The organism is Lysinibacillus sp. FSL K6-1151 (assembly GCF_038630755.1).
GTDB classification, from domain to species: domain Bacteria; phylum Bacillota; class Bacilli; order Bacillales_A; family Planococcaceae; genus Lysinibacillus; species Lysinibacillus fusiformis_D.
Genome location: NZ_CP152040.1, coordinates 3,769,627 through 3,791,515, shown reverse-complemented (window position 1 = coordinate 3,791,515; position 21,889 = coordinate 3,769,627). Strand labels below are relative to the sequence as shown.

Genomic DNA, 21,889 nt, shown 5'->3' with positions numbered 1-21,889 from the left:
TACTTTTCAGGTATGAATGTCATGCGTAATCGCTTATTGTTCTTTTGCTAGTAAGTGAGGTAAGATAAAACTAATAGATGAACGGTAGTGAAGGGGAGTTTTGAGTATGATTGAGAGAAGAGTCCAGGTCAAATTAAAATTAGGACTACAAGCTAGACAAGCAGCACTATTTGTGCAGGAAGCAAATCGTTTTAGTGCGGATATCTTTCTGGAAAAAGACGAGAAAAAAGTAAATGCCAAATCCATTATGGGTGTCATGAGCTTAGCAGTCGCTAAAGGCACTGAAGTTACTTTAAGTAGTGACGGCAGCGATGCGGAGCAAGCGGTTACAGCATTGGCTACAATTATCGAAAATGAAGACTAACATTCATTGAACACAAAAGGCATCACAGAGCAAATCTGTGATGCCTTCATAGTGTTGAAAAACAAAACCATCCATAGCGTTTTTGTGAAAGGCGAAAATGGATTTCCATTGCAGGCTACTTGCTTTCCTGTGGGCGAGCGCCGAGCAGCTTCCTCCGCTACCGCTCCGTTTAGAGGCTCGCCTGTCTCGCTATCCCACGGGAGTCAAGTAGCCTTCCACCCCAATCCATAAAAATGTTTCTTTTTAGAAAGGTTTTCAAATAAAGTGAAGGTATTCACTACGCTTTATGGAGAAGTGTTGTCATCCATCACTTCTCCGCATTGAAAATAAGAGCCTATCCTCTTTCTAATAATATAAATAAAGGGCTATTTTGTTCAGGAAAAGACACTTTTGCAGAATGGTTGATGGGAGTGGAGCCAGCGTCACTCCTAGGGGATTAGCGTCCTAGAGGAGCCCCTGGAGCGAATGCAGTGATCAGCGGACACCCCCTGGAAAGGACGCTGGCGGAACGGAAATCAACCCCTCGCCTTTCAAAATGGCTGTTTCTGCCGTTGACATCACCTTTTTTCAACAACACGAAAGGCATCACAGAGCGAGTCTGTGATGCCTTCTCATTTTTATTTATTATCGCTACGGTGCATAATGTGATCGATTAAACCATATTCTTTAGCACGTTCAGCAGTCATGAAATTATCACGATCTGTGTCTCTAGCAATGACTTCAAGTGGTTGGCCTGTGCGTTCAGATAAAATGCCATTTAATTTTTCACGTAAGAATAAAATACGTTTAGCAGCAATTTCAATTTCTGTCGCTTGACCTTGTGCGCCACCTAGTGGTTGGTGAATCATTACTTCTGCATTTGGTAATGCAAAACGTTTACCAGGCTCACCAGCAGCTAGTAAGAAAGCACCCATTGATGCAGCCATACCAATACAAATTGTTTGAACTTGTGGTTTAATGATTTGCATTGTGTCATAAATAGCCATACCAGCCGTAATTGATCCACCTGGTGAATTAATGTAAAGAGAGATATCTTTATCTGGATCTTCCGCTTGTAGGAAAAGAAGTTGTGCAACAATGGAGTTAGCCACATTGTCATCAATAGCACTTCCTAAAAGAATAATACGGTCTTTAAGTAGACGTGAATAAATGTCATATGCACGTTCACCGCGACTTGTTTGTTCAATAACTGTAGGAATTAAATTCATGTTAAATCCTCCTTAAAAAACTAAATTCGAATACCTTTGCTGAAAATTTCCATTGTTATTTCAGCTGTATCCTTATCATACACATTATAGTCAGGGAAGGTCAAATATTAACCCTGCTAAAGTGAAATAAAAAAAATAAAATGTTTTTGCATTCTATGGTTGAATTATATGTGATAGGCTTGTATAATAATTGAGGTTATAAGTTTAAAGTACAGTACACTATTTTGCAGGTATGCTTCAAAAAATGAGGGTTATCTACATCATGCTTTTCGTAAGCCTAGAGTGAGTACTTTTTTTTTGTGCCTTTGCCCTCGTGGTGTAATGGATAACACGTAAGATTCCGGTTCTTGCACTGGGGGTTCGATTCCCTCCGAGGGCGCCATTTTACTGAATATAGATAGACTTGTTATAGCTCATCTCCTAATAAGTAGTTTAGCAGCCTGCTTAGCGGAGATCGAGAGGGAGATATAGGTGCAATACTGTCCTAGTTGGCATTATTCCCCTATTTATTCCTTTCAAACCTTCAAAAAAGCAATAACTCCAAATTATTTTTTAGTGGACATACTGTACGTGAAGACTAGAAATAGTCGAGAAAAAGAATCCTATCTGAGGGGATTCTTTTTTTTTGCCTAAATTTATCGAAATTTGGTGTGGATTGTAGTGTATATATATTAATTTTAGATTAGATTTCTTGTTATTTATACATGTTTCTTCTAATTATATAAGTTTATTATAAATTAATATGAAAAAATATTTAGTTTTATGCGAAAAGTTGTTGTCTAAATACTATAATATTAATATAATTGACCTAATAGTCTAACATTTCCGAATTGCGAAAAATAATACGCATTTCGGAAAATTATCGAAATAGGGGGAAATACAATGAAGAAAACAGGTTGGATGCTACTGATGATGGTTGCAGCATTAACATTAGCACTTGCAGGATGTGGTACAAAGGATGGTGCATCTTCAGGAAGCTCATCTTCAGAAGATGGTAAGAAAATATATAAAGTTGGTACAGAGGCAACTTTCGCACCATTTGAATCTGTTGACGATTCAGGGAAAATTGTGGGGATTGATGTCGATGTTTTAAAAGCTATTGCTGATGAAATGGACTTTGAAGTTGACTGGAATAACATTGGTTGGGAGCCAGTTTTCCAAACAATTAAAAACGGTGAAACAGATATTGGCGCTTCAGGAATCACAATTACTGAAGAGCGTAAAGAATCATTTGATTTTACAGAGCCTTATTATGAGTCTCAATTATTGATTGTTGTAAAAGAAGATTCAAAAATTAAATCTCTAGCTGAACTAAAAGATAAAAAGGTATCAGTACAAATTAATGCTACAGGTCATATGGCGGCGAAAAAGCTACAAGGGGAAGCAAGTACAAATATTATGGCGTTTGAAAGTCAACCAATCGCAATTCAAGAGATGTTAAACGGTAACGTTGATGCAGCTATTGGAGACAATGCGGTAGTTTACGAATACATTAAAGCGCATCCAGATCAAAAACTAAAAGTAATCGAAGATGATGCATTTGAAAAAGAATATTATGGCTTTATGGTTCAAAAAGGAAACAAAGAGCTATTAGATAAATTAAATGAAGGTCTTAAAAAGATTAAAGAAAACGGTAAATTAAAAGAAATTACAGGTTCTGATTTCAAGTAATAAATGAATGATGACGCCCCTAGTATGCTAGCGGCTCATTCACTTTAAAGGGGAAATGGGGTTTTCGGATGGACATCTTTGACTTACGCTGGGACATTGTCTGGAACTACCGAGATATGTTTATACGGGGTATTGGCGTAACAATTATTTTGACACTTAGTGGTTATTTTGGAGGTATTCTATTAGGACTATTTTTAGGCCTAGGAAAATTATCGAGTAAAAAATGGATTTATTGGCCATCAAAATTATATATCGATTTATTCCGTGGAACACCAATGCTTGTGCAAATTTTATTAATTCACTTAGCAGTTATTCCAACAATTTTTGGTCATTCTTTAGGATATATGGTGTCAGGGATTACAGCGCTCGTATTAAACTGTGCTGCTTACAATGCGGAAATTTTCCGTGCAGGTATTCAAAGTATTGCAAAGGGGCAAATGGAGGCAGCTCGTTCTTTAGGGTTAACACATAACCAAGCGATGCGTAAGGTCATTTTACCACAGGCATTTAGACGTATGATTCCACCATTAGGGAACGAATTTATCGCATTATTAAAAGATTCTTCATTAGTAACAGTTATTGCAGCACCAGATATTTTATACGCAAGTAAGGTAGTAGCAGGTGCAAGCTTCCGCTTCTGGGAACCGTACATCGTTGCTGCACTACTCTATTTAGTTTTAACATATGGTGTAACGAAGATCGTGGCATTTATCGAGAAACGATTTAGCAATAGTTATGTCCCTCGTAAAGCTAAGGCAGAAGGGCGGGAAGCAAGATGATAAAAATTGAAAACCTACACAAATATTTCGGAAAGCTTGAAGTATTAAAAGGCATTGATTATGAAATCCAAGAGAAACAAGTTGTTTGTGTGATTGGACCATCTGGCTCAGGCAAAAGTACATTTTTACGATGCATCAATATGCTAGAAGATGTAACAGATGGTGCTATTTATATTGAAAATGTGAAAATTAATGCGCCAAAAACGAATATCAACGAGATTCGGGCAGAAGTTGGCATGGTGTTTCAACAATTTAATCTATTCCCGCATATGACAGTTATCGATAATGTCACGATGGCCCCTATGCAAATTCGTAAAATGAGTCGTCCAGAAGCTGAAGAATTAGGGCATGAGCTGTTAAAAAAGGTTGGACTCGACAGCAAGGCATATAACTATCCTGAGCAGCTATCGGGTGGTCAACAGCAGCGTGTAGCCATTGCACGTGCCTTAGCCATGAAGCCAAAAGCCATTTTATTTGATGAGCCCACTTCAGCACTTGATCCTGAAATGGTCAAAGAGGTGCTAGATGTTATGAAAAATCTAGCAGCTGAAGGGATGACCATGGTTGTTGTTACGCACGAAATGGGCTTTGCTCGTGAAGTAGGGGATCGAGTAGTCTTTATGGACGGTGGCTATATTGTAGAAGAAGGCTCTCCAGAGGAACTCTTTGGCAATCCACAAAGTGACCGTACAAAGGCGTTTTTAGGGAAGGTATTATAATCTTAATGAATAAAGAGCAGTTTCTGGTGTTTACCACCAGAGACTGCTCTTTCGTGTTAATGAAGGGGATTAGTTGTTGTGTCATATGCATTCAGCATCGTTTGCATATCCTGTTGTGAGTATTGAGGTACCTGATAATAGCCATGTTTATTTTGATAGATGGATAATTCGTAGCCCATTTCAATGCAGTTAGGAATACTATCAGCAACAACGCGACGAACAACTGGGTTTGTTGTCTCTAAAGCAGCCGTTGTCATACATTTTGCTGAACCTTTTTGAGCACCAAGTAAGAACCCTGAAATAGTTTCATCATTAATTTCATTGGCATTTTGCATTGGCTTTTTTGGTTGACCAGGATTTACGCCATATTTAAAGTCATTTCCTGTCTCCATTTGGTAACGTCCTGTTGGAACAGATGGATCATGTCCTGTTTTGAAGGACTCTACAATTGTATTGTACATACCTAGGGTAAAATTATACTGGCGATCCAAAATATTCAATAATTCAGGATCTTGTACATGTGGGCGTAAAATTATGGCTTGGTTCATACCTGCGATAATTTCGCCAATTGTTTCATGCATGTCCATCATTTCATGGCCACCATGATTTAGACTATGTTGTTGATTGAAATTGGTTTGATTTGATGATTCATTGTAAAACGATTGTGACAAAAAAAACGCCTCCTCAATGATTTTTTGATGCAGTAATTAGTATGTCAAGTCAAATGAAATTCATACGGTATAAATGTAAAGACAAAAATGTAGACTATTGAAGAAAGGAAAAGTAGGTCGAGGAGGTTCTATAAATTGAAAAAGTTGCTTGGACCAATTGGGATAATTGTTCTTATTCTTGTTCTATTCGCCTTATTATTCATTCCTAAATATAATAGCCTGGTGACTGCAGAGGAAAATGTAGATTCGAAATGGGCACAAGTGGAAAATCAGCTCCAACGTCGTTATGATTTGATTCCAAATTTAGTCGAATCAGTGAAAGGCTATGCGAACCATGAGCAAGAGGTGATTGCAAGTATTACACAAGCACGTGCACAAATGGGTAGTGCAAACACTCCAGAGGAGCAAGCTGCTGCAAATGATGCTTTAACTGGAGCACTTAGTCGTTTACTTGTAGTTGTTGAAAATTATCCAAACTTAAAGGCAGATACAAACTTTCGTCAGTTAATGGATGAGCTAGCAGGCACTGAAAATCGCCTGGCGGTAGCACGTGAGGATTACAATAATGAAGTTCAGCAATTTAATAAGCAAGTTAAACGTTTCCCAGGTAATTTGATGGCAGGAATGTTTGGCTTTGAACAAAAAGAATACTTTAAAGCCGCAGCAGGAGCTGACAAAGCACCATCAATCGATTTTAGTCAATCAGGTACACACTAATGAAGCGTAGCCTTGTACAGATAATCATCGTTTGTTCGGTGTTTCTTTTATTTACGAACATGGCAAAGGCAACTATGCCGTCACCGATGAAAAATACGTATATACATGATTTTGCCAATGTATTATCTGCAAGTATCAAAGAACAATTAAATCATTACTCCGCGCAATTGGATCAAGGCACAGGCGCTGAAATCATGATTGTAACCATTGATAGTCTAGATGGACAGGAGCCAAAGATGTATGCTACAAAAATGATTCGTTCTTGGGGAATAGGTGACGAACAGAAAAATAACGGTGTTTTAATTTTAGCTACATTTGGACAGGGTGAAGGGAATAATGACGTAGTAATAGCTGTTGGTCAAGGATTAGAGGGGCCATTACCAGATGGAAAATTAGGACGTATTTTAGATGAGGCATTTTATCCTTCTGCAAGTACGGGTGACATAGATCAAGCCTTCCAATCGACATATGCTGAAATATTTCGCACTGTTGCCGAGGAGTATAATTGGAATGGTGAATTACCAGCGACAGCAGACGAAGGTGAAGACATGCCAACTTGGTTAATTATATTGATCGTTCTCGTTGTTCTTATTATTTATACGTTCTTTTCGAAAGGTGGTGGAGGTCCTCGTGCTGGAGGCTATGGTGGTTATCCAGGTGGCTTTGGTGGAGGGCGTTCAGGCGGAGGCGGCTTTGGAGGATTCGGTGGAGGATCTTCCGCAGGCGGAGGAGCGAGCAGAAAATTTTAATCGTAATACCTAGCGAACTAATTATTTAGTTCGCTTTCATTATGAGTGAAGAAAAAGTAATGATCATAAAAAATATCAAACATTGACAATAATACAAAAATTGGTATAATTTGAATATATCGACTTTCGATATAACGTAAACTGATATAGGGAGGAATCATTTTGAAAAAAAGATTTTTATCTGCATCATTAGCGATCATTTTAACAACATCTGTAGCTATTCCTGCAACCATGCAAGAAGTACGTGCTACCAATGAAACAAATAGCTTTGTAATAGCGCAGGAGCAGCGCATTTCAGTGCAGGAATTTTTGAATTTAGCTGTAACAGCATTAACTTTCCAACACGGATCAGATTCAATGCGGCAACAAATTATTGATACATGGGTAAAGGCTGAGGAGTTCGCGGATTTAAATTTATCGATTAAACGTGATGAAGCCGCTCGTATTTTAGTAAGAGCTTTAAATAAAGAAGAAAAAGAAGCATCGCTTGCTGAGTATTTAGAGAAAGCCAATAAGCTTGGTATATTTAAAAATGTGTCAGTAAGCACGGATGCTATTGCTAAACAAGATGCAGTTAAAATGTTAAACAATGCAAAACAAATTAAAAATGGTTCTAATAATAAAGGTGTAAAGGAAATTTCTGTAGAAGATTTCATGAAGAATCCTGGGAATTTCGGCTATGAACTTTCACCTGATGGTAATTACATCACATTTGCCTCTGCATGGAACAACAGATCCAATGTTTTCGTAAAAAAAATGAATGATGATAGTGAGCCTGTTCGCGTCTCGAACTCTAAAGATCGTGATATTGCAGGATTTTTCTGGAAGGAAAATAGTTTATTATATTTAAAGGATAAAGGTGGAGATGAAAACTTCCATATTTATTCTACTACATTTAATGGGTCAAAGGAAAAAGATTTAACGCCATATCCAAATGTAACAGTAGGAATATTAAGTGGCCTACAGGGTGTTAAAGATGAAATTCTTATAATGATGAATAAAGAGGATGCCACTGTCTTTGATGTGTACAAGCTGAATGTCAAGACAGGTAAAACAAAGCATGTTGCTAAAAATCCAGGTAATATTACAAACTGGTTAGCAGATCGGAATGGAAATGTGCGTGTTGCCGTAGCAACAGATGGTGTGGCAGGAACAATCCTTTATCGAGATTCTGAAAAGGATGAATTTAAACCGTTTATTGAAGTGGAAGCAGGGGATGAAGTAGTGCCACTGGCTTTCTCTAAAGACAATCAAACAATTTATGCAACTTCCAACAAAGGTAGAGATAAAGTAGAAGTTGTAAAATATGATTTAGAAGGCAATGAAAAAGTTATAATGTCCAATGATGAAGTAGATGTTTCGGGTGTTTTATATAGCGCTGAACAAGATAAATTATTATATGGTGCTTATGTTACTGATAAGCTGCATTATCAATTCTTTGATAAAAAGTTTGAAAAGCTGTTCCGTAAAATACAAAATAAGCTTGGGGTGCATGAAAGTGAATTAGGTATCAATGATTACAATAAAGAGATGACAAAATTTATTGTGAGCGTTTCAAGTGATACCGTGTATGGAAAATATTATTACTATGATTCCATAACAGGTGACTTAACAGAGTTGGCTACTTTAAGCCCTTGGTTAAAACCAGAAGGACTTGCTGAAATGCATCCAATTTCTTATAAGAGTCGAGACGGTTTGACAATTAACGGCTATTTAACTTTACCGAAAAATCAAGAAGCTAAAGATCTTCCTCTTATCGTCAATCCACATGGAGGACCTTGGGCACGCGATATGTGGGGCTTCAATCCAGAAGTACAATTATTAGCTAATCGAGGCTATGCCGTACTGCAAGTGAATTTCCGTTCGTCAACTGGCTATGGGAAGGAATTCCTTCAAGCTGGTAATAAGCAATGGGGACTTAAAATTCAGGACGATATTACAGATGGTGTGCAATGGGCGATTGATCAAGGTATTGCAGACCCTGAGCGTATCGGCATTTATGGTGCATCCTTTGGTGGTTATGCAACATTAGCTGGTATTACGTATACACCTGATTTATATGCTGCAGCAGTTGATTATGTAGGAGTATCTAATATTTTCACTTTATTAAATACCATTCCTCCATACTGGGAAACGATGCGTAACTTGTTTTATGAACGCGTAGGTCATCCAGAAAAGGACAAAGACTTATTAACAGCTGTTTCACCTATTTTCCACGCAGATAAAATCAAAACACCATTATTTGTCGCTCAAGGTGCAAATGATCCACGTGTTAATAAGGCAGAATCCGATCAAATTGTGGAAGCCTTACGTGCTAGAGGTGTGGATGTTGAGTACATGCTAAAGGATAACGAAGGACATGGCTTCGCTAATGAAGAAAACAGAATTGAATTCTACAATGCCATGGTGAAATTCTTCGACAGTCATTTAAAATAATTATAATCGAAAGGCATTGATGTGCGGCTTCCGCACAGTCAATGCCTTTTTTATTACAATAGTCCATTATATGGATGCGAAAAGGGAAGCTAAGACAGTTCAATCAAAAGTTATCAAAGAATAGAAAACATTCCTTCATCACACTTTCGTTTATAATAAGATGAGGAGGTGCTATCGATGATTGTTAAATTTTTTAGTCGAGCAAATTGCCCATTATGTGTGGAAGGCTTGCAGACATTAAAGCTTGTACAGGAGGATATACCATTCGATATTGATATCGTTGATATCGAACAGGATGATGATATACATGAAAAATATATGCTAATGATTCCGGTAGTCGAAAAGGATGGTGCTGTGATTCAGTATGGCAATCTAGATTATGCTACATTGCTGGAGCAATTAAGTAGTTGATGCACCAGACTAATAAAGAATTAATAACGGTATAAATGACACTATTGTTAGCTGTATTCCACACAATTCACAAATTGTTCAATGAAAGCGTTTTGAATTTGAACAGTTTGTGAAGACCTTCACATTTGACTTCCTTTTCATAAAAAACGGAGTAGAATAGGTATCAAGTAAGAAGTTGTTATAAAACAGATTATCAGATGTATCACAGAGTTTCGTGATTGTTATATTACAAAAATAAATGATGTGAAGGGAGATTTTACAATGTGGGTTATTACAGTATTTGAGAAAAAGGATGTTCGTATTTTTGAATTTACAAATAAAAGTGAAGCAACAAAAGCTTTAGAAGGATTTAAGAAGAACGCAATTTTATCTTTCACAAAATAAACGCAACAAAGTCTCGTAGCTGTTTTCAAAGCTATGAGGCTTTTTTTTAGCCAAAACTATACATTTGCTTGCGCTTTAAAACAATGCATATTATAATAAAACCATAAGTGGGACACGAAATAATGTTGTGGGATAAAAAATAACCCACAGCTATTAATAAGGGAGTAGATAAATATGTTCACTGTTCCAGAGGCACAACAAAGGCTACTTCCTGAATTGTATCCGCTTCTGCAATCAAGATATCGAATTTTACAAGCTGTTCAGCTCATGCAGCCAATCGGACGACGTACACTTGCCGATTCACTGAAAATGACAGAAAGAGAAATTCGTAAAGAAACTGATATTTTACGCGAGCAAGGGTTATTAGATTCACAAAAGTCGGGTATGGTATGTACAGATGATGGTGAAATAGTTATTGAAAAACTAAGAGCTATCGTTTACGAATGGTCTGGCTTAACTCAGCTTGCGAAAAAGCTGGAACAGCATTTTGGTATTGAGCGTGTAGTTGTAGTTCCTGGTGATTACAATGAAGACGATACGATTTTAACCTTACTTGGCAAAGAAGCGGCACTACAATTTATGTCTTCAGCCTTTGATGGGCAGGTAGTAGCTGTCACAGGTGGAAAATCCGTTGCGTCTCTTGCACAATTTTTACATCCTGGCGATATACAAAAGGATATTACATTTGTTGCTGCACGTGGAGGTATTGGACATGAAATGCAAATGCAAGCCAATACACTTGTTGCAACATTTGCCATGCAGATGGAGACACAGTACCGTACTTTATTTTTACCAGAGCATTTAAGTGAGCAAGCTTATCAAGCCATGTTAACAGAGCCTATGGTTACAGAAATGATGGCATTTTATGATCAAGCAGATTGTGTCATTCATGGAATTGGCTCCGCAGAGGAAATGGCGATTCGTCGTAATTCATCTCCTGAGGATTTACGAATTCTTGAGGAGAAAGGTGCTGTAAGTGAAGCTTTTGGCTATTATTTTAATGCAGAAGGTGAAATTGTCCATCGTATACGCACGATTGGTATTCAACTGGAGCAAGTACAAAATAGTCAGCAAGTTATTGCAGTGGCAGCGGGGAAACAAAAGGTTAATGCTATGCTTTCTTATTTTAAAGTAGCACCCAAGCAAACAATATTTATAACAGATGAAGCAGCTGCAAAAGCCATTGCGGCGAATTTATCTTCTATAGAAAACAACCATCTTAAATGATGGGGTAGTACCAAACTTGTCACTCGATCTCAGAAAGTGGTGAAACACTTTTTGAATGAGCATAAAGCAAAATTAAAGTTTCTATTCATTAGAAACAGACATTACACATTATTGGAGGAATTAACAATGGCATTAAAATTAGCGATTAATGGATTTGGACGTATTGGACGTTTAGTATTTCGTGAGGCAATGAAGCATGATGAATTTGAAGTAGTAGCTGTAAACGACTTAACAGATGCTGGTCAGCTTGCACACTTATTGAAATATGATTCAGTCCACGGTATCTATGATGCTGAAGTCAATGCAGATGAAGATTCTTTCGTAGTAAATGGTCAACGCATAAAAGTTTATGCTGAAAAAGACCCTGCACAGTTACCATGGGGTGAGCTAGGTGTAGACGTAGTTCTTGAATGTACTGGACATTTCCGTTCAATGGAAGAAGTAGGCAAGCATATTGAAGCAGGTGCAAAGAAAGCTATTCTATCTGCACCAGCCAAAGGGGCAATGCCAACATTTGTTATGGGTGTAAACCACGAGGATTATAACCCAGCAACTGATGACGTAATCTCAAATGCTTCTTGTACAACAAACTGTCTAGCACCAGTAGCTAAAGTGCTTGATGAAAAATTTGGCATTGAACGCGGTATGATGACAACAATTCACTCTTACACAAATGACCAACGAATTTTAGACTTCCCACACTCTGACCCACGTCGTGCTCGTGCAGGTGCGGTATCTATGATTCCAACAACAACTGGTGCAGCAGTAGCTGTATCAAAAGTATTACCACAATTAAAAGGTAAGCTAGATGGCTTCTCTATGCGTGTGCCAACACCTAACGTATCATGTGTTGACTTAGTAGTAGAGCTAAAAGCAGACGTAACAAAAGAAACAATTAATGCTGTATTAAAAGAAGCTTCTGAAAATGAATTAAAAGGCATTTTAGATTACAATGAGCTACCATTAGTATCGATTGATTATAACGGTAACCATCATTCTTCTACTGTTGATGGCCTTTCAACAATGGTATTAGAAAACAAAATGGTGAAAGTTCTAGCTTGGTATGATAACGAAATTGGTTACTCTACTCGTTTAATGGATTTAGCTTTATACATTGCTGAACAAGGATTAAACCATAAATAAGTATCATATTTCGACATTTTGAGTAAAAAGTGTGACATATTACTGCTTTTTATGCACAAAAAGTATAGCCTTTATAATATCGAATAGATATAATATACAAGGGTAAAGAGAGTAAGGGATTTTACCCTTGCTCTCTTTTTATACAGGACAAGCAATTGCAAGACATAACACTTAACTTTTGCTACTATAAAAACAAGTATTAGGGTGCATTATCAAAAGTTGGAGATTGAAATTCTTTTAGCTGATGTGCCTAAAAAGTACCAAAGTGCCTTTTCAATTTAGCAAGCATGGTGTCGCGCCAAGATGGGTAAAACACAAGAATGTAAGACTAAAACAGCTTTGAAGGGAGTTTCTTCATGTTAAATAAGAAGACGATGAAAGATATTGATGTAAAGGGTAAACGCGTATTTGTACGTGTAGATTTTAATGTTCCAATGGCAGATGGTGCCATTACAGACGAAACGCGAATTCGTGCAGCTATTCCTACAATTGAGTATTTAGTAGAGCAAGGTGCGAAAGTTATTTTAGCCTCCCACTTAGGTCGTCCAAAGGGTGAAGTAAAAGAAGATATGCGTTTAACAGCAGTTGGTGTTCGCTTAGCACAATTAATGGGCAAGCCTGTTACGAAGCTAGATGAATCTATTGGTCAAGTGGTGGAAGAGGCTGTTGCTAGCATGCATGATGGGGATCTTCTTCTTCTGGAAAATGTGCGTTTCCATGCAGGTGAAGAGAAAAATGATCCAACATTAGCACAGCAATTTGCACAGCTAGCTGATATCTATGTCAATGATGCTTTCGGCGCAGCTCATCGTGCACATGCTTCTACAGAAGGAATTGCTAAGCATATTCCAGCTGTATCTGGTTTCCTTATGCAAAAGGAATTAGATGTACTAGGTAAAGCATTGTCGAACCCAGAGCATCCCTTTACAGCGATTATTGGTGGTGCCAAAGTAAAAGATAAAATTGGTGTTATTGAAAGCCTATTAGAGAAAGTAGATCACTTAATTATCGGTGGTGGTTTATCCTTTACATTCATCAAGGCGCAGGGCTACGATATCGGTAAATCATTGTTAGAAGAAGATAAAATTGAGCTAGCAAAGTCCTTTATTGAAAAGGCAAAAGCAAAAGGCGTGCAATTACATATGCCAGTAGATGCTGTTGTGGCAAATGAATTTTCACAAGATGCTGAAACACAAATCGTTAATGTAGATGCTATTCCAGCTGATTGGATGGGTCTAGATATTGGACCAAAAACAGCTGCAAACTATGCAGAAGTTATTAAAAACTCTAAATTAATCATTTGGAATGGACCAATGGGCGTCTTTGAAATGGATAAATTTGCTAACGGCACAAAAAAGGTTGCTGATGCAATGGCAACAACAGCAGGCTATACAGTAATCGGTGGCGGTGATTCAGCAGCTGCTGTTGAAAAATTTGAAGTAGCAGATAAGATGGATCATATTTCTACAGGTGGCGGTGCTTCTCTAGAATTAATGGAAGGTAAAGAACTTCCAGGAATTGTAGCACTAAACGATAAATAAACTAACTAAACAATCGGAGGCAACATGATGCGTAAACCAATTATTGCGGGTAACTGGAAAATGTTTAAAACATTTGAAGAAGCTATTCAGTTTGTAGATGCAGTACAGGATAAACTTCCTACCAATGACAAAGTAGATGCTGTTGTTTGCGCACCAGCTCTTTACCTACCTACACTTGTGCAGGTTGCTAGTGAGTCAGAGTTGGCGATTGGTGCACAAACAATGCACTTTGAAAATGAAGGTGCCTTTACTGGTGAAATTAGCCCAGCCCAGCTAGCAAGTGTAGATGTTGACTATGTCATTTTAGGGCACTCAGAACGTCGTGAATACTACAATGAAACAGATGAAGCGATTAATAAAAAGGTAGCAGCAGCGCTTGCACATAATATCGTGCCAATTATTTGCTGTGGTGAAACACTAGAGGAACGTGAGGCTGGCACGACAGAGCAAAAGGTGGCTGGACAAATTAAAGCGGCACTTGCTGGTTTTGATGCACAGCAAGTTGAGCATATGGTCATTGCCTATGAACCGATTTGGGCGATTGGTACTGGTAAAACTGCTACAGCAGACGATGCAAATCAAGTATGTGGAGCGATTCGTGCAGTTATCGAAGAGCTATATAATGCTGAAACGGCGAATGCTGTACGCATTCAATATGGCGGCAGTGTGAAGCCTGATAACATTCAGGAGCTTTTAACGAAAGAGCATATTGATGGTGCTTTAGTGGGTGGAGCAAGCTTACAGCCAGAATCTTACTTAACATTATTGGAGGCGGCAGCAAATGCCTAAAAAGCCAGTAGCATTAATTATTTTAGATGGCTTTGCATTTCGAGATGAAACATTCGGGAATGCAGTAGCACAAGCCAACAAGCCAAATTTTGATCGATATTGGAGTCAATATCCTCACGCTACATTAACTGCGGCGGGAGAAGCCGTTGGATTACCTGACGGCCAAATGGGGAATTCTGAGGTAGGGCACTTAAATATCGGTGCTGGACGAATTGTTTATCAAAGCTTAACACGCTTAAATAAATCGATTCGTGAAGGGGATTTCTTTATGAATCAAGCGTTTTTAGATGCAGTAGCATATGTAAAAGCTCATCACTCCAAGCTCCATGTTATGGGCTTATTATCAGATGGTGGTGTTCATAGTCATTATGAGCATATGTTTGCGCTATTAAAGCTAGCTAAACAGCAAGGATTAGATGAAGTTTATGTACATGGTTTCTTAGATGGACGTGATGTTGGTCCAACAACGGCATTAGACTATATCGAAGAAACAGAAAAACAAATGGCTGAAATGGGTATTGGTCAGTTTGCTTCGATTCACGGACGTTATTATGCAATGGATCGGGATAAGCGCTGGGATCGTGTCGCTCTCACGTACAATGTACTTGTTGATGGTGTTGGTCAAACAGCAGAAAGTGCAAAAAGTGGTGTAGCAGCATCCTATGAGCGTGAAGTAACCGATGAATTTGTGATACCCTTCAGCATTCAAGAGCATGGTGAGCCAGTAGCAACAATTAGCGATCATGATGCAGTGATTTTCTTTAACTTCCGTCCTGATCGTGCTATTCAGCTATCCACAGTGTTCACAAATGAAGGATTTGATGGTTTTGCTGTATCTGCAAAGCATCCAAAGAATTTAAAATTTGTATCCTTCACACACTATAGTGATAACGTCAATGCACAAGTTGCTTATGAAAATGACAACTTAAAAAATACGATTGGTGAAGTACTAGCAACGAATGGGAAAACACAGTTACGCATTGCTGAAACTGAAAAATACCCACATGTTACATTCTTTATGAGTGGTGGACGTGAGGAAAAATTCCCAGGTGAAGAACGTATTTTAATTGCCTCTCCAAAAGTGGCAACATATGATTTAAAACCTGAAATGTCTGCCTATGAGGTAACAGAAGCCTTGCTTGCAGAAATTGCTGCTGAGAAATTTGATGGCATTATTCTCAACTTTGCCAACCCTGATATGGTGGGTCATAGTGGAATGCTTGAGCCAACGATTAAAGCGATTGAAGCGGTAGATGAATGTTTAGGCAAAGTAGTAGATGCTCTTCTTGCAAAAGGAGGCGCAGCTATTATTACAGCTGACCATGGTAATTCTGATGAAGTATTGACTTTAGCAGGTGAGCCTATGACAGCTCATACAACAAATCCTGTTCCAGTAATTGTGACAAAAGCAAATATAATGTTAAGAAATGGTGGTATTTTAGCCGATTTAGCACCAACCATGTTAGAATTATTAAAGGTGTCACAGCCTACTGAAATGACAGGACAATCATTAATTGAAAAAGAGGAGAATTAATTATGCCATTTATTACACAAGTTTATGCGCGCGAAGTTTTAGATTCACGTGGGAACCCAACAGTAGAGGTTGAAGTATTTACAGAATCAGGCGCATTTGGACGCGCAATCGTACCATCAGGTGCATCAACAGGTGAATACGAAGCGGTGGAATTACGCGATGGTGACAAATCTCGTTACCTAGGCAAAGGTGTATTAAAAGCAGTTGAAAATGTAAACACAATTATTGCGCAAGAATTAGAGGGTAACTATTCAGTTCTTGACCAAGTTGTCATCGACAAAGCTTTAATCGAGCTAGATGGCACAGAAAACAAAGGCAAGCTAGGTGCCAACGCAATTCTAGGTGTATCGATGGCAGTTGCACATGCTGCGGCAGATTATTTAGATGTACCTCTTTATCAATATCTTGGTGGGTTTAATTCTAAACAATTACCAGTACCAATGATGAACATTTTAAATGGTGGAGCTCACGCAGATAACAATGTAGACATTCAAGAATTCATGGTTATGCCTGTTGGGGCTGAATCTTTCCGTCATGCATTACGCATTGGCGCTGAGATTTTCCATAGCCTAAAAGCGGTTCTAAAAGCAAAAGGCTACAACACGGCAGTAGGTGATGAGGGTGGTTTCGCACCAAACCTTGGCTCTAACGAAGAAGCGATTACAGTTATCTTAGAAGCGATTGAAAAAGCAGGCTACAAACCAGGTGAAGAAGTTCGACTTGCTATGGACGTAGCATCATCTGAACTATTCAACAAAGAAGATGGCAAATATCACTTAGATGGTGAAGGTGTTGTGAAAACTTCTGAAGAAATGGTTGATTGGTACGAAGAGTTAACAAACAAATACCCAATCATTTCAATTGAAGATGGCTTAGACGAAAACGACTGGGCTGGCCACAAGCTATTAACAGATCGCATCGGTAGTCGTGTGCAATTAGTAGGTGATGACCTATTTGTAACAAATACGAAAAAATTATCGGCTGGTATTGAGCAAGGCGTAGGAAATGCAATCCTAATCAAAGTAAACCAAATCGGTACATTAACTGAAACATTTGAAGCAATCGAAATGGCGAAACGTGCTGGTTACACAGCTGTTATCTCTCACCGTTCTGGTGAATCAGAAGATGCAACAATTGCAGATATCGCCGTTGCTACAAATGCTGGTCAAATTAAAACAGGTGCTCCTTCACGTACAGACCGTGTAGCAAAATATAACCAACTTCTTCGCATTGAAGATCAACTTGGTTCAACAGCAGAGTTCCTTGGATTACAATCTTTCTACAACCTTAAATAATAGACAAAAAATGCCTCAAAGTTTATTGATACTTTGGGGCATTTCTTTTTGTGCCTATTGAAGTGGAAATCAACGGCTTTACTTTATGTCATTATAAAAGAAAAAAACTGTAGACAAACTCTCAATTTTTTTGAGTTTGTCTACAGTTCCTTTTTATGGCTGTGCCCAATGTTGGTCTAGTTCTTGATCGAGATAGACCCAGCCCTTCCAGGCAATATGAATCGTATCCATTATAAAATAAGGGTCATATTCATGGTCTGTAAAATCAACGTAGTCAACATTGGCAGCCTTTAATACTTGCTGCATCTTATCATAGTACTGCTGACGACGTTCCTCTGGATAGCCATTATAATCATACCAGTAGCCATTAACCGGAATGGATACGAATAATGGCTTGGCACCAGCATCTTTTAACACATCCATGACCAATTGAAAATCTTTATATTCCGGAGACTTCGTGTAATCCTCTTTCTTTCGCATTCCTTTAAACTTTGAAAAATTAGCATTAACAAGTCGCTGGTAAGCGCGATTTTCAATCATGTAGTCATTGGAAACCCGTTTCTTTCCGTACGCCTCAGCATGCTGTAATTGCTGTTCAAAGCTTTGATTGGCAATGAGCTTGTCATTGCTTTTTAAGTGATGACCTTTACGTGGGAAAAGGGAATAATATAAATCCTTCTTTTCTAGCAATTCCTTATGGAAGCGCCCTGCCACCATCGCCAAACGTCCCGTAATCGGCTTTTCCTTACCGTTTGACATTTGATATTGATACATTGTTTTTAAGAGACGATCCCGCTCAACGGTATCAAATTCTAGCAGTCGTTCCATGGCGCGTTTACGAAGGTCGGCATCCATCTCTTGATTAAAAGCTAAATCATAGGCATGTAACATCGAATAATTCGGTGAAAAGTGAAATTCACCCATGCCCTTTTCTGTAAACCATTGTGGGGAGATGATGAAAACTAATTTTTTATCCTTTAAATTTCCCTCTTGAGCAGCAAAATTTAAAAAATGAGTAATGGACTGCATTCCCCCACGCCCAATCATAAATGTTGAATACGGCGCTTCAGATGCTCGCGCATAATTATAGGGATGGAAAGGGTCAAAACGATTTAATTCAGAGGAGCCATACAAAGGCATGGAATGAGGCTCCTGTAACATGCGTTCCTGTAAATACGTACCTTGAAAGACAAGTGGAGACATGTTTGTTTTGGCTTGCTCCACATCCTCATCGGAAATCCACGCCTTGATCCATGCATTCGGAAAGAAGACAAAGCCAGTAAAAAGAGCAAAGGCGATAAATAGAGAGAGAAAGCCTTTTTTCATCATTGTCTTTCAGCTAATTTCCCTACAATTCGATTCGGTGTATTCCATTCTTCACGATTAAAATCAGTTATAGGTACAGAAATATTAAAGCGGTTTTCAATTTCTACTAATAAATTAATTGTCCCAAACGAATCTAGCAAACCTTCTTCAAATAAATCAATATCTGGGTTCTCTACAATAATTTCATCTTCACATAACTCGACTAGCATTTCTAAAACTTGTTGTTGATTCATTAATAATTCTCCTTTATTGAACAGGCTCTTTCAGCCCTTGGTTAAAATAATTTGCCAGAAAAAATATAGAAGCCAAAGCATACGGCATTAAATGTAATGAAGACGCCAATAGCATGGGTCCACTTATTTTTAGGCCAGCGCTTATGCTTTTTATTCCAGCGTTCAAACTTATCAAAGCTAATAATTAATAGGGCATGATAGAGTCCGTAGATCACAAAGTGCCATTCTAGGCCATGCCAAATACCCATTAAAAAGAATAGTAAAAAGAAGCCTATATACGAAATAGCGAATTTATTTTTCAGCCACTTTTTCTTCGTCATCCAAAGCACAAAGCGCATATAGACGTAATCTCTAAACCAAAAGGAAAGACTCATATGCCAACGGTTCCAAAAGTCTTTAATATTGCGACTTGCGAATGGACGATTAAAGTTAATAGGCGTTTGTATGCCCATTATTCGGCTCACACCAACAGCAAATGCACTATAGCCAGCAAAATCAAAGAATAAGTAAAAGCTATACATATACATATACGCTAATTGCCCCTGGAAAGGTGTCAAATAGTTATACGTATGATTTGGCAAATAAATGAGGGTGTAGTTGTAAATTAAATACGCCAAAATAAATTTATATAAAAAGCCGACAAAGATATAGTTGAGCCCACTTAACAGCAGCTTTTGATAATCCTCCGAGGAAGGTACAGTATGAAAATCCTTTGTAAAACGTCGCCAGCGATCAATCGGCCCTGATGATACTGTAGGGAAGAATAGTAAGAAATACGCTAGCTCTATGACAGGAATTTTCTCTTTCATTAAGCCGTCACGGGTTTCTAAAATCATTTGCACTGCTTTAAATGTAATGTAGGACACACCAAGGAAGCCAAATAAATGATGTAATCCAAGAATCGGTAGTACCTTCACAAGGACAAGTGGTAATATCGACAAGAGTACAGCTATTATAAAGATTGTTCCACTATTTTGCTGAAGGCGGTAACGCTGATAAGCCACAATAAGGACTATCTGAAAGACCGTAAATAGAATGAGCGAAATGGACCCATTCAATGAATGTCCAAAGATAAGAGCTAAGACAATCAATGACACAAATAGATTATAGTATTTAGAAGATTTGCCTTGTAAACCCAATAGGATTGTTGGTAGTAATAAAAGTCCGATGATCACAAAGAATGCTATATTTCCATAAGGCGTCATACTGTTTCCATAACCGCCAATCCTTTACGATCAACCTTACCGTTCGGATTTAATGGTAAAGCGTCCATATATTTAAACGTTTTTGGTACCATATAAGCAGGCAAATACTCTGATAGAAGTGTTTTTAACTGCTTTGTCATTTTGAAGGGAGAGTCTGTTAATGGCTCGCGCAAAACAACATGTGCACTAAGCGAGATGATCTCCTTTTCTTTATAAATCGGTACAACAACACAGCTTGAAACGGGTGGTAGGTTGCTAATTTGTTTTTCAATTTCCTCAATTTCCAAACGATAACCATGTAGTTTAACCTGGAAATCCTTGCGCCCAGAAAAGAATAAATAACCATCCTGCTCATAGCCTAAATCACCTGTTAGATAGATGCGTTGTTCAGCTACTGTTGAAAAAACCTTCGCTGTTAAATCAGGAGCTCCCAAGTACCCTGCACTGACAGTTGGGCCTGAAATAACAATTTCACCATCCTCTAATAAAGCGACGTTCGGCTCCGTTATAGGGGCAATCGGTAATTGTTCAAAGCGTTCCACTAATGCTTTAGACACCTCTACATAGGATACCGCGACCGTTGTTTCCGTAGGACCGTATAAATTATAAATGGTAGCCTGTGGAAAGCGTGACATTAACTCTTTACATACCGCTATTGGTAAAACCTCGCCGCAAAATAAAAAAGTATCTAATGTCGGTATGAGCTGCTGGTTCCACTCTTTGTTCATTAAACACATCTTGGCGAAGGAAGGTGTAGAAGTCCAAACACGAGTATTCGACGTAGCTAAAGAATCAAATAATGCTTTAGGATTGGCGATTTCTTGCTGTGTAATCGCGTAAAGTGTGTGACCTCCAACAAGAGCCGGGTACAGATCCATGACAGATAAATCAAAGGAATAAGGCGCTTGATTTAAAAATACACCGTCGTCCTGTAAAGGGAAGTTTTTGTGCATCCAAGAGACAAAATGTGCTAAATTACTAGCTGTTATTTGGACACCTTTTGGTTGACCAGTTGAACCAGAAGTGTAAATAATATAATGGATTTCCTCGTTTTGCACCCATGTCGCTGATGATAGGGTAACATCCTTTGAGGAACTCGCTAAGATATCACTCACCGCCATAACAGGGATATTTGTGAGCATGTGTAATGGCTCTGTTATCAATAATAAACCTGCTCCAGATGCTTCTAAAATAAGCTGTAATCTTTCTATTGGCGTTGAAGAGTCAACAGGTACGTATGAGTGACCAGCTTTTACAGCACCTAAAAAGGCGACAATTTGTAGGGGGGACATATGTCCATAAACGACAATAGGTTGTTGTCTCCGCAAGTTAAGCTTCATCAGATAATCAGCTACATTATCCGATAAGTGCCAAAGCTCACCGTATGTTAAGGAAGCATGGTGCGTTTGATAAGCAGTTTTTTGTGGCTGCTGGAGGGCCACGCGTTCAATAGCTGCTAAAATACTTAACATTATAAAATCTCCTTT

General features: G+C 38.4%; 21 protein-coding genes and 1 tRNA gene. 16 read left to right on the top strand and 6 right to left on the bottom strand.

The genetic code is table 11. The features are described 5' to 3' along the window. Window positions 1–106 precede the first annotated feature (106 nt). Window positions 107–364 carry an HPr family phosphocarrier protein gene (locus MHI04_RS18285; RefSeq protein WP_036126715.1) on the top strand — a complete coding sequence of 86 codons (258 nt, stop codon included), beginning with the start codon at window positions 107–109 and terminating at the stop codon, window positions 362–364. A gap of 617 nt (window positions 365–981) precedes the next feature. Here the strand turns inward: MHI04_RS18285 and clpP are convergent. After that, window positions 982–1,572 carry an ATP-dependent Clp endopeptidase proteolytic subunit ClpP gene (gene clpP / locus MHI04_RS18280; protein ID WP_004228025.1) on the bottom strand — a complete coding sequence of 197 codons (591 nt, stop codon included), beginning with the start codon at window positions 1,570–1,572 and terminating at the stop codon, window positions 982–984. 307 nt (window positions 1,573–1,879) lie between these two features. Between clpP and MHI04_RS18275 the strand changes: the two genes are divergently transcribed. The 4 genes from MHI04_RS18275 (at window position 1,880) to MHI04_RS18260 (ending at window position 4,741) form a co-directional block, all read left to right on the top strand. Then, a tRNA-Arg gene (locus MHI04_RS18275) sits at window positions 1,880–1,954 on the top strand. A 500-nt stretch (window positions 1,955–2,454) separates the two neighbouring features. After that, window positions 2,455–3,243 (top strand): basic amino acid ABC transporter substrate-binding protein, encoded by a 789-nt coding sequence (locus MHI04_RS18270; protein ID WP_036125699.1) that lies wholly within the window; start codon window positions 2,455–2,457, stop codon window positions 3,241–3,243. A gap of 68 nt (window positions 3,244–3,311) precedes the next feature. Beyond that, window positions 3,312–4,022, top strand: coding sequence for an amino acid ABC transporter permease (locus MHI04_RS18265; protein WP_036125696.1), 711 nt, complete (start codon window positions 3,312–3,314; stop codon window positions 4,020–4,022). After that, window positions 4,019–4,741: an amino acid ABC transporter ATP-binding protein gene (locus MHI04_RS18260; RefSeq protein ID WP_036125693.1), complete on the top strand. Its 723-nt coding sequence runs from the start codon at window positions 4,019–4,021 to the stop codon at window positions 4,739–4,741. The genes MHI04_RS18265 and MHI04_RS18260 overlap by 4 nt, the downstream gene beginning before the upstream one ends. Before the next feature lie 56 nt (window positions 4,742–4,797). On the opposite strand, the gene MHI04_RS18255 is transcribed toward MHI04_RS18260, so the two are convergent. Further along, entirely contained in the window at window positions 4,798–5,412 is a 615-nt protein-coding gene (locus tag MHI04_RS18255; protein WP_036125689.1) for a spore coat protein, read from the bottom strand. Between the two features lie 135 nt (window positions 5,413–5,547). Here MHI04_RS18255 and MHI04_RS18250 point away from each other — a divergent pair, with 135 nt between their 5' ends. From MHI04_RS18250 to eno, 11 genes are all read left to right on the top strand, one after another. Then, the gene (locus MHI04_RS18250; protein WP_036125688.1) at window positions 5,548–6,129 is read left to right on the top strand and encodes a LemA family protein; all 582 of its coding nucleotides are present in this window, start codon (window positions 5,548–5,550) and stop codon (window positions 6,127–6,129) included. After that, window positions 6,129–6,878, top strand: coding sequence for a TPM domain-containing protein (locus MHI04_RS18245; RefSeq protein ID WP_089933869.1), 750 nt, complete (start codon window positions 6,129–6,131; stop codon window positions 6,876–6,878). Before MHI04_RS18250 ends, MHI04_RS18245 begins: the two co-directional genes overlap by 1 nt. A gap of 162 nt (window positions 6,879–7,040) precedes the next feature. Continuing rightward, window positions 7,041–9,314, top strand: coding sequence for a S9 family peptidase (locus MHI04_RS18240; RefSeq protein ID WP_342535077.1), 2,274 nt, complete (start codon window positions 7,041–7,043; stop codon window positions 9,312–9,314). Window positions 9,315–9,491: 177 nt separating this feature from the next. Then, on the top strand, window positions 9,492–9,725 hold the full coding sequence (locus MHI04_RS18235) for a glutaredoxin family protein (protein ID WP_058844369.1): 234 nt from the start codon (window positions 9,492–9,494) through the stop codon (window positions 9,723–9,725). Window positions 9,726–9,986: 261 nt separating this feature from the next. Further along, window positions 9,987–10,109 carry a hypothetical protein gene (locus tag MHI04_RS18230; RefSeq protein ID WP_255358808.1) on the top strand — a complete coding sequence of 41 codons (123 nt, stop codon included), beginning with the start codon at window positions 9,987–9,989 and terminating at the stop codon, window positions 10,107–10,109. Between the two features lie 174 nt (window positions 10,110–10,283). Then, window positions 10,284–11,336: a sugar-binding domain-containing protein gene (locus tag MHI04_RS18225; RefSeq protein WP_058844370.1), complete on the top strand. Its 1,053-nt coding sequence runs from the start codon at window positions 10,284–10,286 to the stop codon at window positions 11,334–11,336. A 126-nt stretch (window positions 11,337–11,462) separates the two neighbouring features. Next, a complete protein-coding gene (gene gap, locus MHI04_RS18220) occupies window positions 11,463–12,479 on the top strand; it encodes a type I glyceraldehyde-3-phosphate dehydrogenase (protein WP_036124048.1) in 1,017 nt (338 codons plus the stop codon). A 356-nt stretch (window positions 12,480–12,835) separates the two neighbouring features. After that, the gene (locus MHI04_RS18215; RefSeq protein ID WP_249645968.1) at window positions 12,836–14,020 is read left to right on the top strand and encodes a phosphoglycerate kinase; all 1,185 of its coding nucleotides are present in this window, start codon (window positions 12,836–12,838) and stop codon (window positions 14,018–14,020) included. Window positions 14,021–14,047: 27 nt separating this feature from the next. Next, window positions 14,048–14,809, top strand: coding sequence for a triose-phosphate isomerase (tpiA, locus tag MHI04_RS18210; RefSeq protein WP_036124043.1), 762 nt, complete (start codon window positions 14,048–14,050; stop codon window positions 14,807–14,809). Next, on the top strand, window positions 14,802–16,343 hold the full coding sequence (gene gpmI / locus MHI04_RS18205; protein WP_342503446.1) for a 2,3-bisphosphoglycerate-independent phosphoglycerate mutase: 1,542 nt from the start codon (window positions 14,802–14,804) through the stop codon (window positions 16,341–16,343). Before tpiA ends, gpmI begins: the two co-directional genes overlap by 8 nt. A 2-nt stretch (window positions 16,344–16,345) precedes the next feature. Then, complete coding sequence (gene eno, locus MHI04_RS18200) at window positions 16,346–17,638, top strand: phosphopyruvate hydratase (RefSeq protein WP_036124037.1); 1,293 nt, start codon at window positions 16,346–16,348, stop codon at window positions 17,636–17,638. A 153-nt stretch (window positions 17,639–17,791) separates the two neighbouring features. Here eno and dltD read toward each other — a convergent pair whose 3' ends face one another. From dltD to dltA, 4 genes are read right to left on the bottom strand one after another with little or no spacing between them, the layout of a single operon-like run. After that, window positions 17,792–18,967 carry a D-alanyl-lipoteichoic acid biosynthesis protein DltD gene (dltD, locus tag MHI04_RS18195; RefSeq protein ID WP_058844371.1) on the bottom strand — a complete coding sequence of 392 codons (1,176 nt, stop codon included), beginning with the start codon at window positions 18,965–18,967 and terminating at the stop codon, window positions 17,792–17,794. Beyond that, window positions 18,964–19,197 carry a D-alanine--poly(phosphoribitol) ligase subunit 2 gene (gene dltC / locus MHI04_RS18190; RefSeq protein ID WP_141904939.1) on the bottom strand — a complete coding sequence of 78 codons (234 nt, stop codon included), beginning with the start codon at window positions 19,195–19,197 and terminating at the stop codon, window positions 18,964–18,966. Before dltC ends, dltD begins: the two co-directional genes overlap by 4 nt. Before the next feature lie 41 nt (window positions 19,198–19,238). Next, window positions 19,239–20,402, bottom strand: coding sequence for a D-alanyl-lipoteichoic acid biosynthesis protein DltB (gene dltB, locus MHI04_RS18185; protein ID WP_340809426.1), 1,164 nt, complete (start codon window positions 20,400–20,402; stop codon window positions 19,239–19,241). Further along, entirely contained in the window at window positions 20,399–21,874 is a 1,476-nt protein-coding gene (gene dltA, locus MHI04_RS18180) for a D-alanine--poly(phosphoribitol) ligase subunit DltA (protein WP_342535076.1), read from the bottom strand. The genes dltB and dltA overlap by 4 nt, the downstream gene beginning before the upstream one ends. Between the last annotated feature and the right edge of the window lie 15 nt (window positions 21,875–21,889).

Excerpts from the sequence above, each read along its gene's own strand:
- clpP (WP_004228025.1), bottom strand. The coding sequence starts at position 1,572 with ATGAATTTAATTCCTACAGTTATTGAACAAACAAGTCGCGGTGAACGT.
- dltD (WP_058844371.1), bottom strand. The coding sequence starts at position 18,967 with ATGATGAAAAAAGGCTTTCTCTCTCTATTTATCGCCTTTGCTCTTTTT.
- dltA (WP_342535076.1), bottom strand. The coding sequence starts at position 21,874 with ATGTTAAGTATTTTAGCAGCTATTGAACGCGTGGCCCTCCAGCAGCCA.
- gap (WP_036124048.1), top strand. The coding sequence starts at position 11,463 with ATGGCATTAAAATTAGCGATTAATGGATTTGGACGTATTGGACGTTTA.
- MHI04_RS18215 (WP_249645968.1), top strand. The coding sequence starts at position 12,836 with ATGTTAAATAAGAAGACGATGAAAGATATTGATGTAAAGGGTAAACGC.
- MHI04_RS18245 (WP_089933869.1), top strand. The coding sequence starts at position 6,129 with ATGAAGCGTAGCCTTGTACAGATAATCATCGTTTGTTCGGTGTTTCTT.
- tpiA (WP_036124043.1), top strand. The coding sequence starts at position 14,048 with ATGCGTAAACCAATTATTGCGGGTAACTGGAAAATGTTTAAAACATTT.
- eno (WP_036124037.1), top strand. The coding sequence starts at position 16,346 with ATGCCATTTATTACACAAGTTTATGCGCGCGAAGTTTTAGATTCACGT.
- dltB (WP_340809426.1), bottom strand. The coding sequence starts at position 20,402 with ATGACGCCTTATGGAAATATAGCATTCTTTGTGATCATCGGACTTTTA.
- MHI04_RS18235 (WP_058844369.1), top strand. The coding sequence starts at position 9,492 with ATGATTGTTAAATTTTTTAGTCGAGCAAATTGCCCATTATGTGTGGAA.
- MHI04_RS18285 (WP_036126715.1), top strand. The coding sequence starts at position 107 with ATGATTGAGAGAAGAGTCCAGGTCAAATTAAAATTAGGACTACAAGCT.
- gpmI (WP_342503446.1), top strand. The coding sequence starts at position 14,802 with ATGCCTAAAAAGCCAGTAGCATTAATTATTTTAGATGGCTTTGCATTT.
- MHI04_RS18270 (WP_036125699.1), top strand. The coding sequence starts at position 2,455 with ATGAAGAAAACAGGTTGGATGCTACTGATGATGGTTGCAGCATTAACA.
- MHI04_RS18225 (WP_058844370.1), top strand. The coding sequence starts at position 10,284 with ATGTTCACTGTTCCAGAGGCACAACAAAGGCTACTTCCTGAATTGTAT.
- MHI04_RS18230 (WP_255358808.1), top strand. The coding sequence starts at position 9,987 with ATGTGGGTTATTACAGTATTTGAGAAAAAGGATGTTCGTATTTTTGAA.
- dltC (WP_141904939.1), bottom strand. The coding sequence starts at position 19,197 with ATGAATCAACAACAAGTTTTAGAAATGCTAGTCGAGTTATGTGAAGAT.
- MHI04_RS18265 (WP_036125696.1), top strand. The coding sequence starts at position 3,312 with ATGGACATCTTTGACTTACGCTGGGACATTGTCTGGAACTACCGAGAT.
- MHI04_RS18260 (WP_036125693.1), top strand. The coding sequence starts at position 4,019 with ATGATAAAAATTGAAAACCTACACAAATATTTCGGAAAGCTTGAAGTA.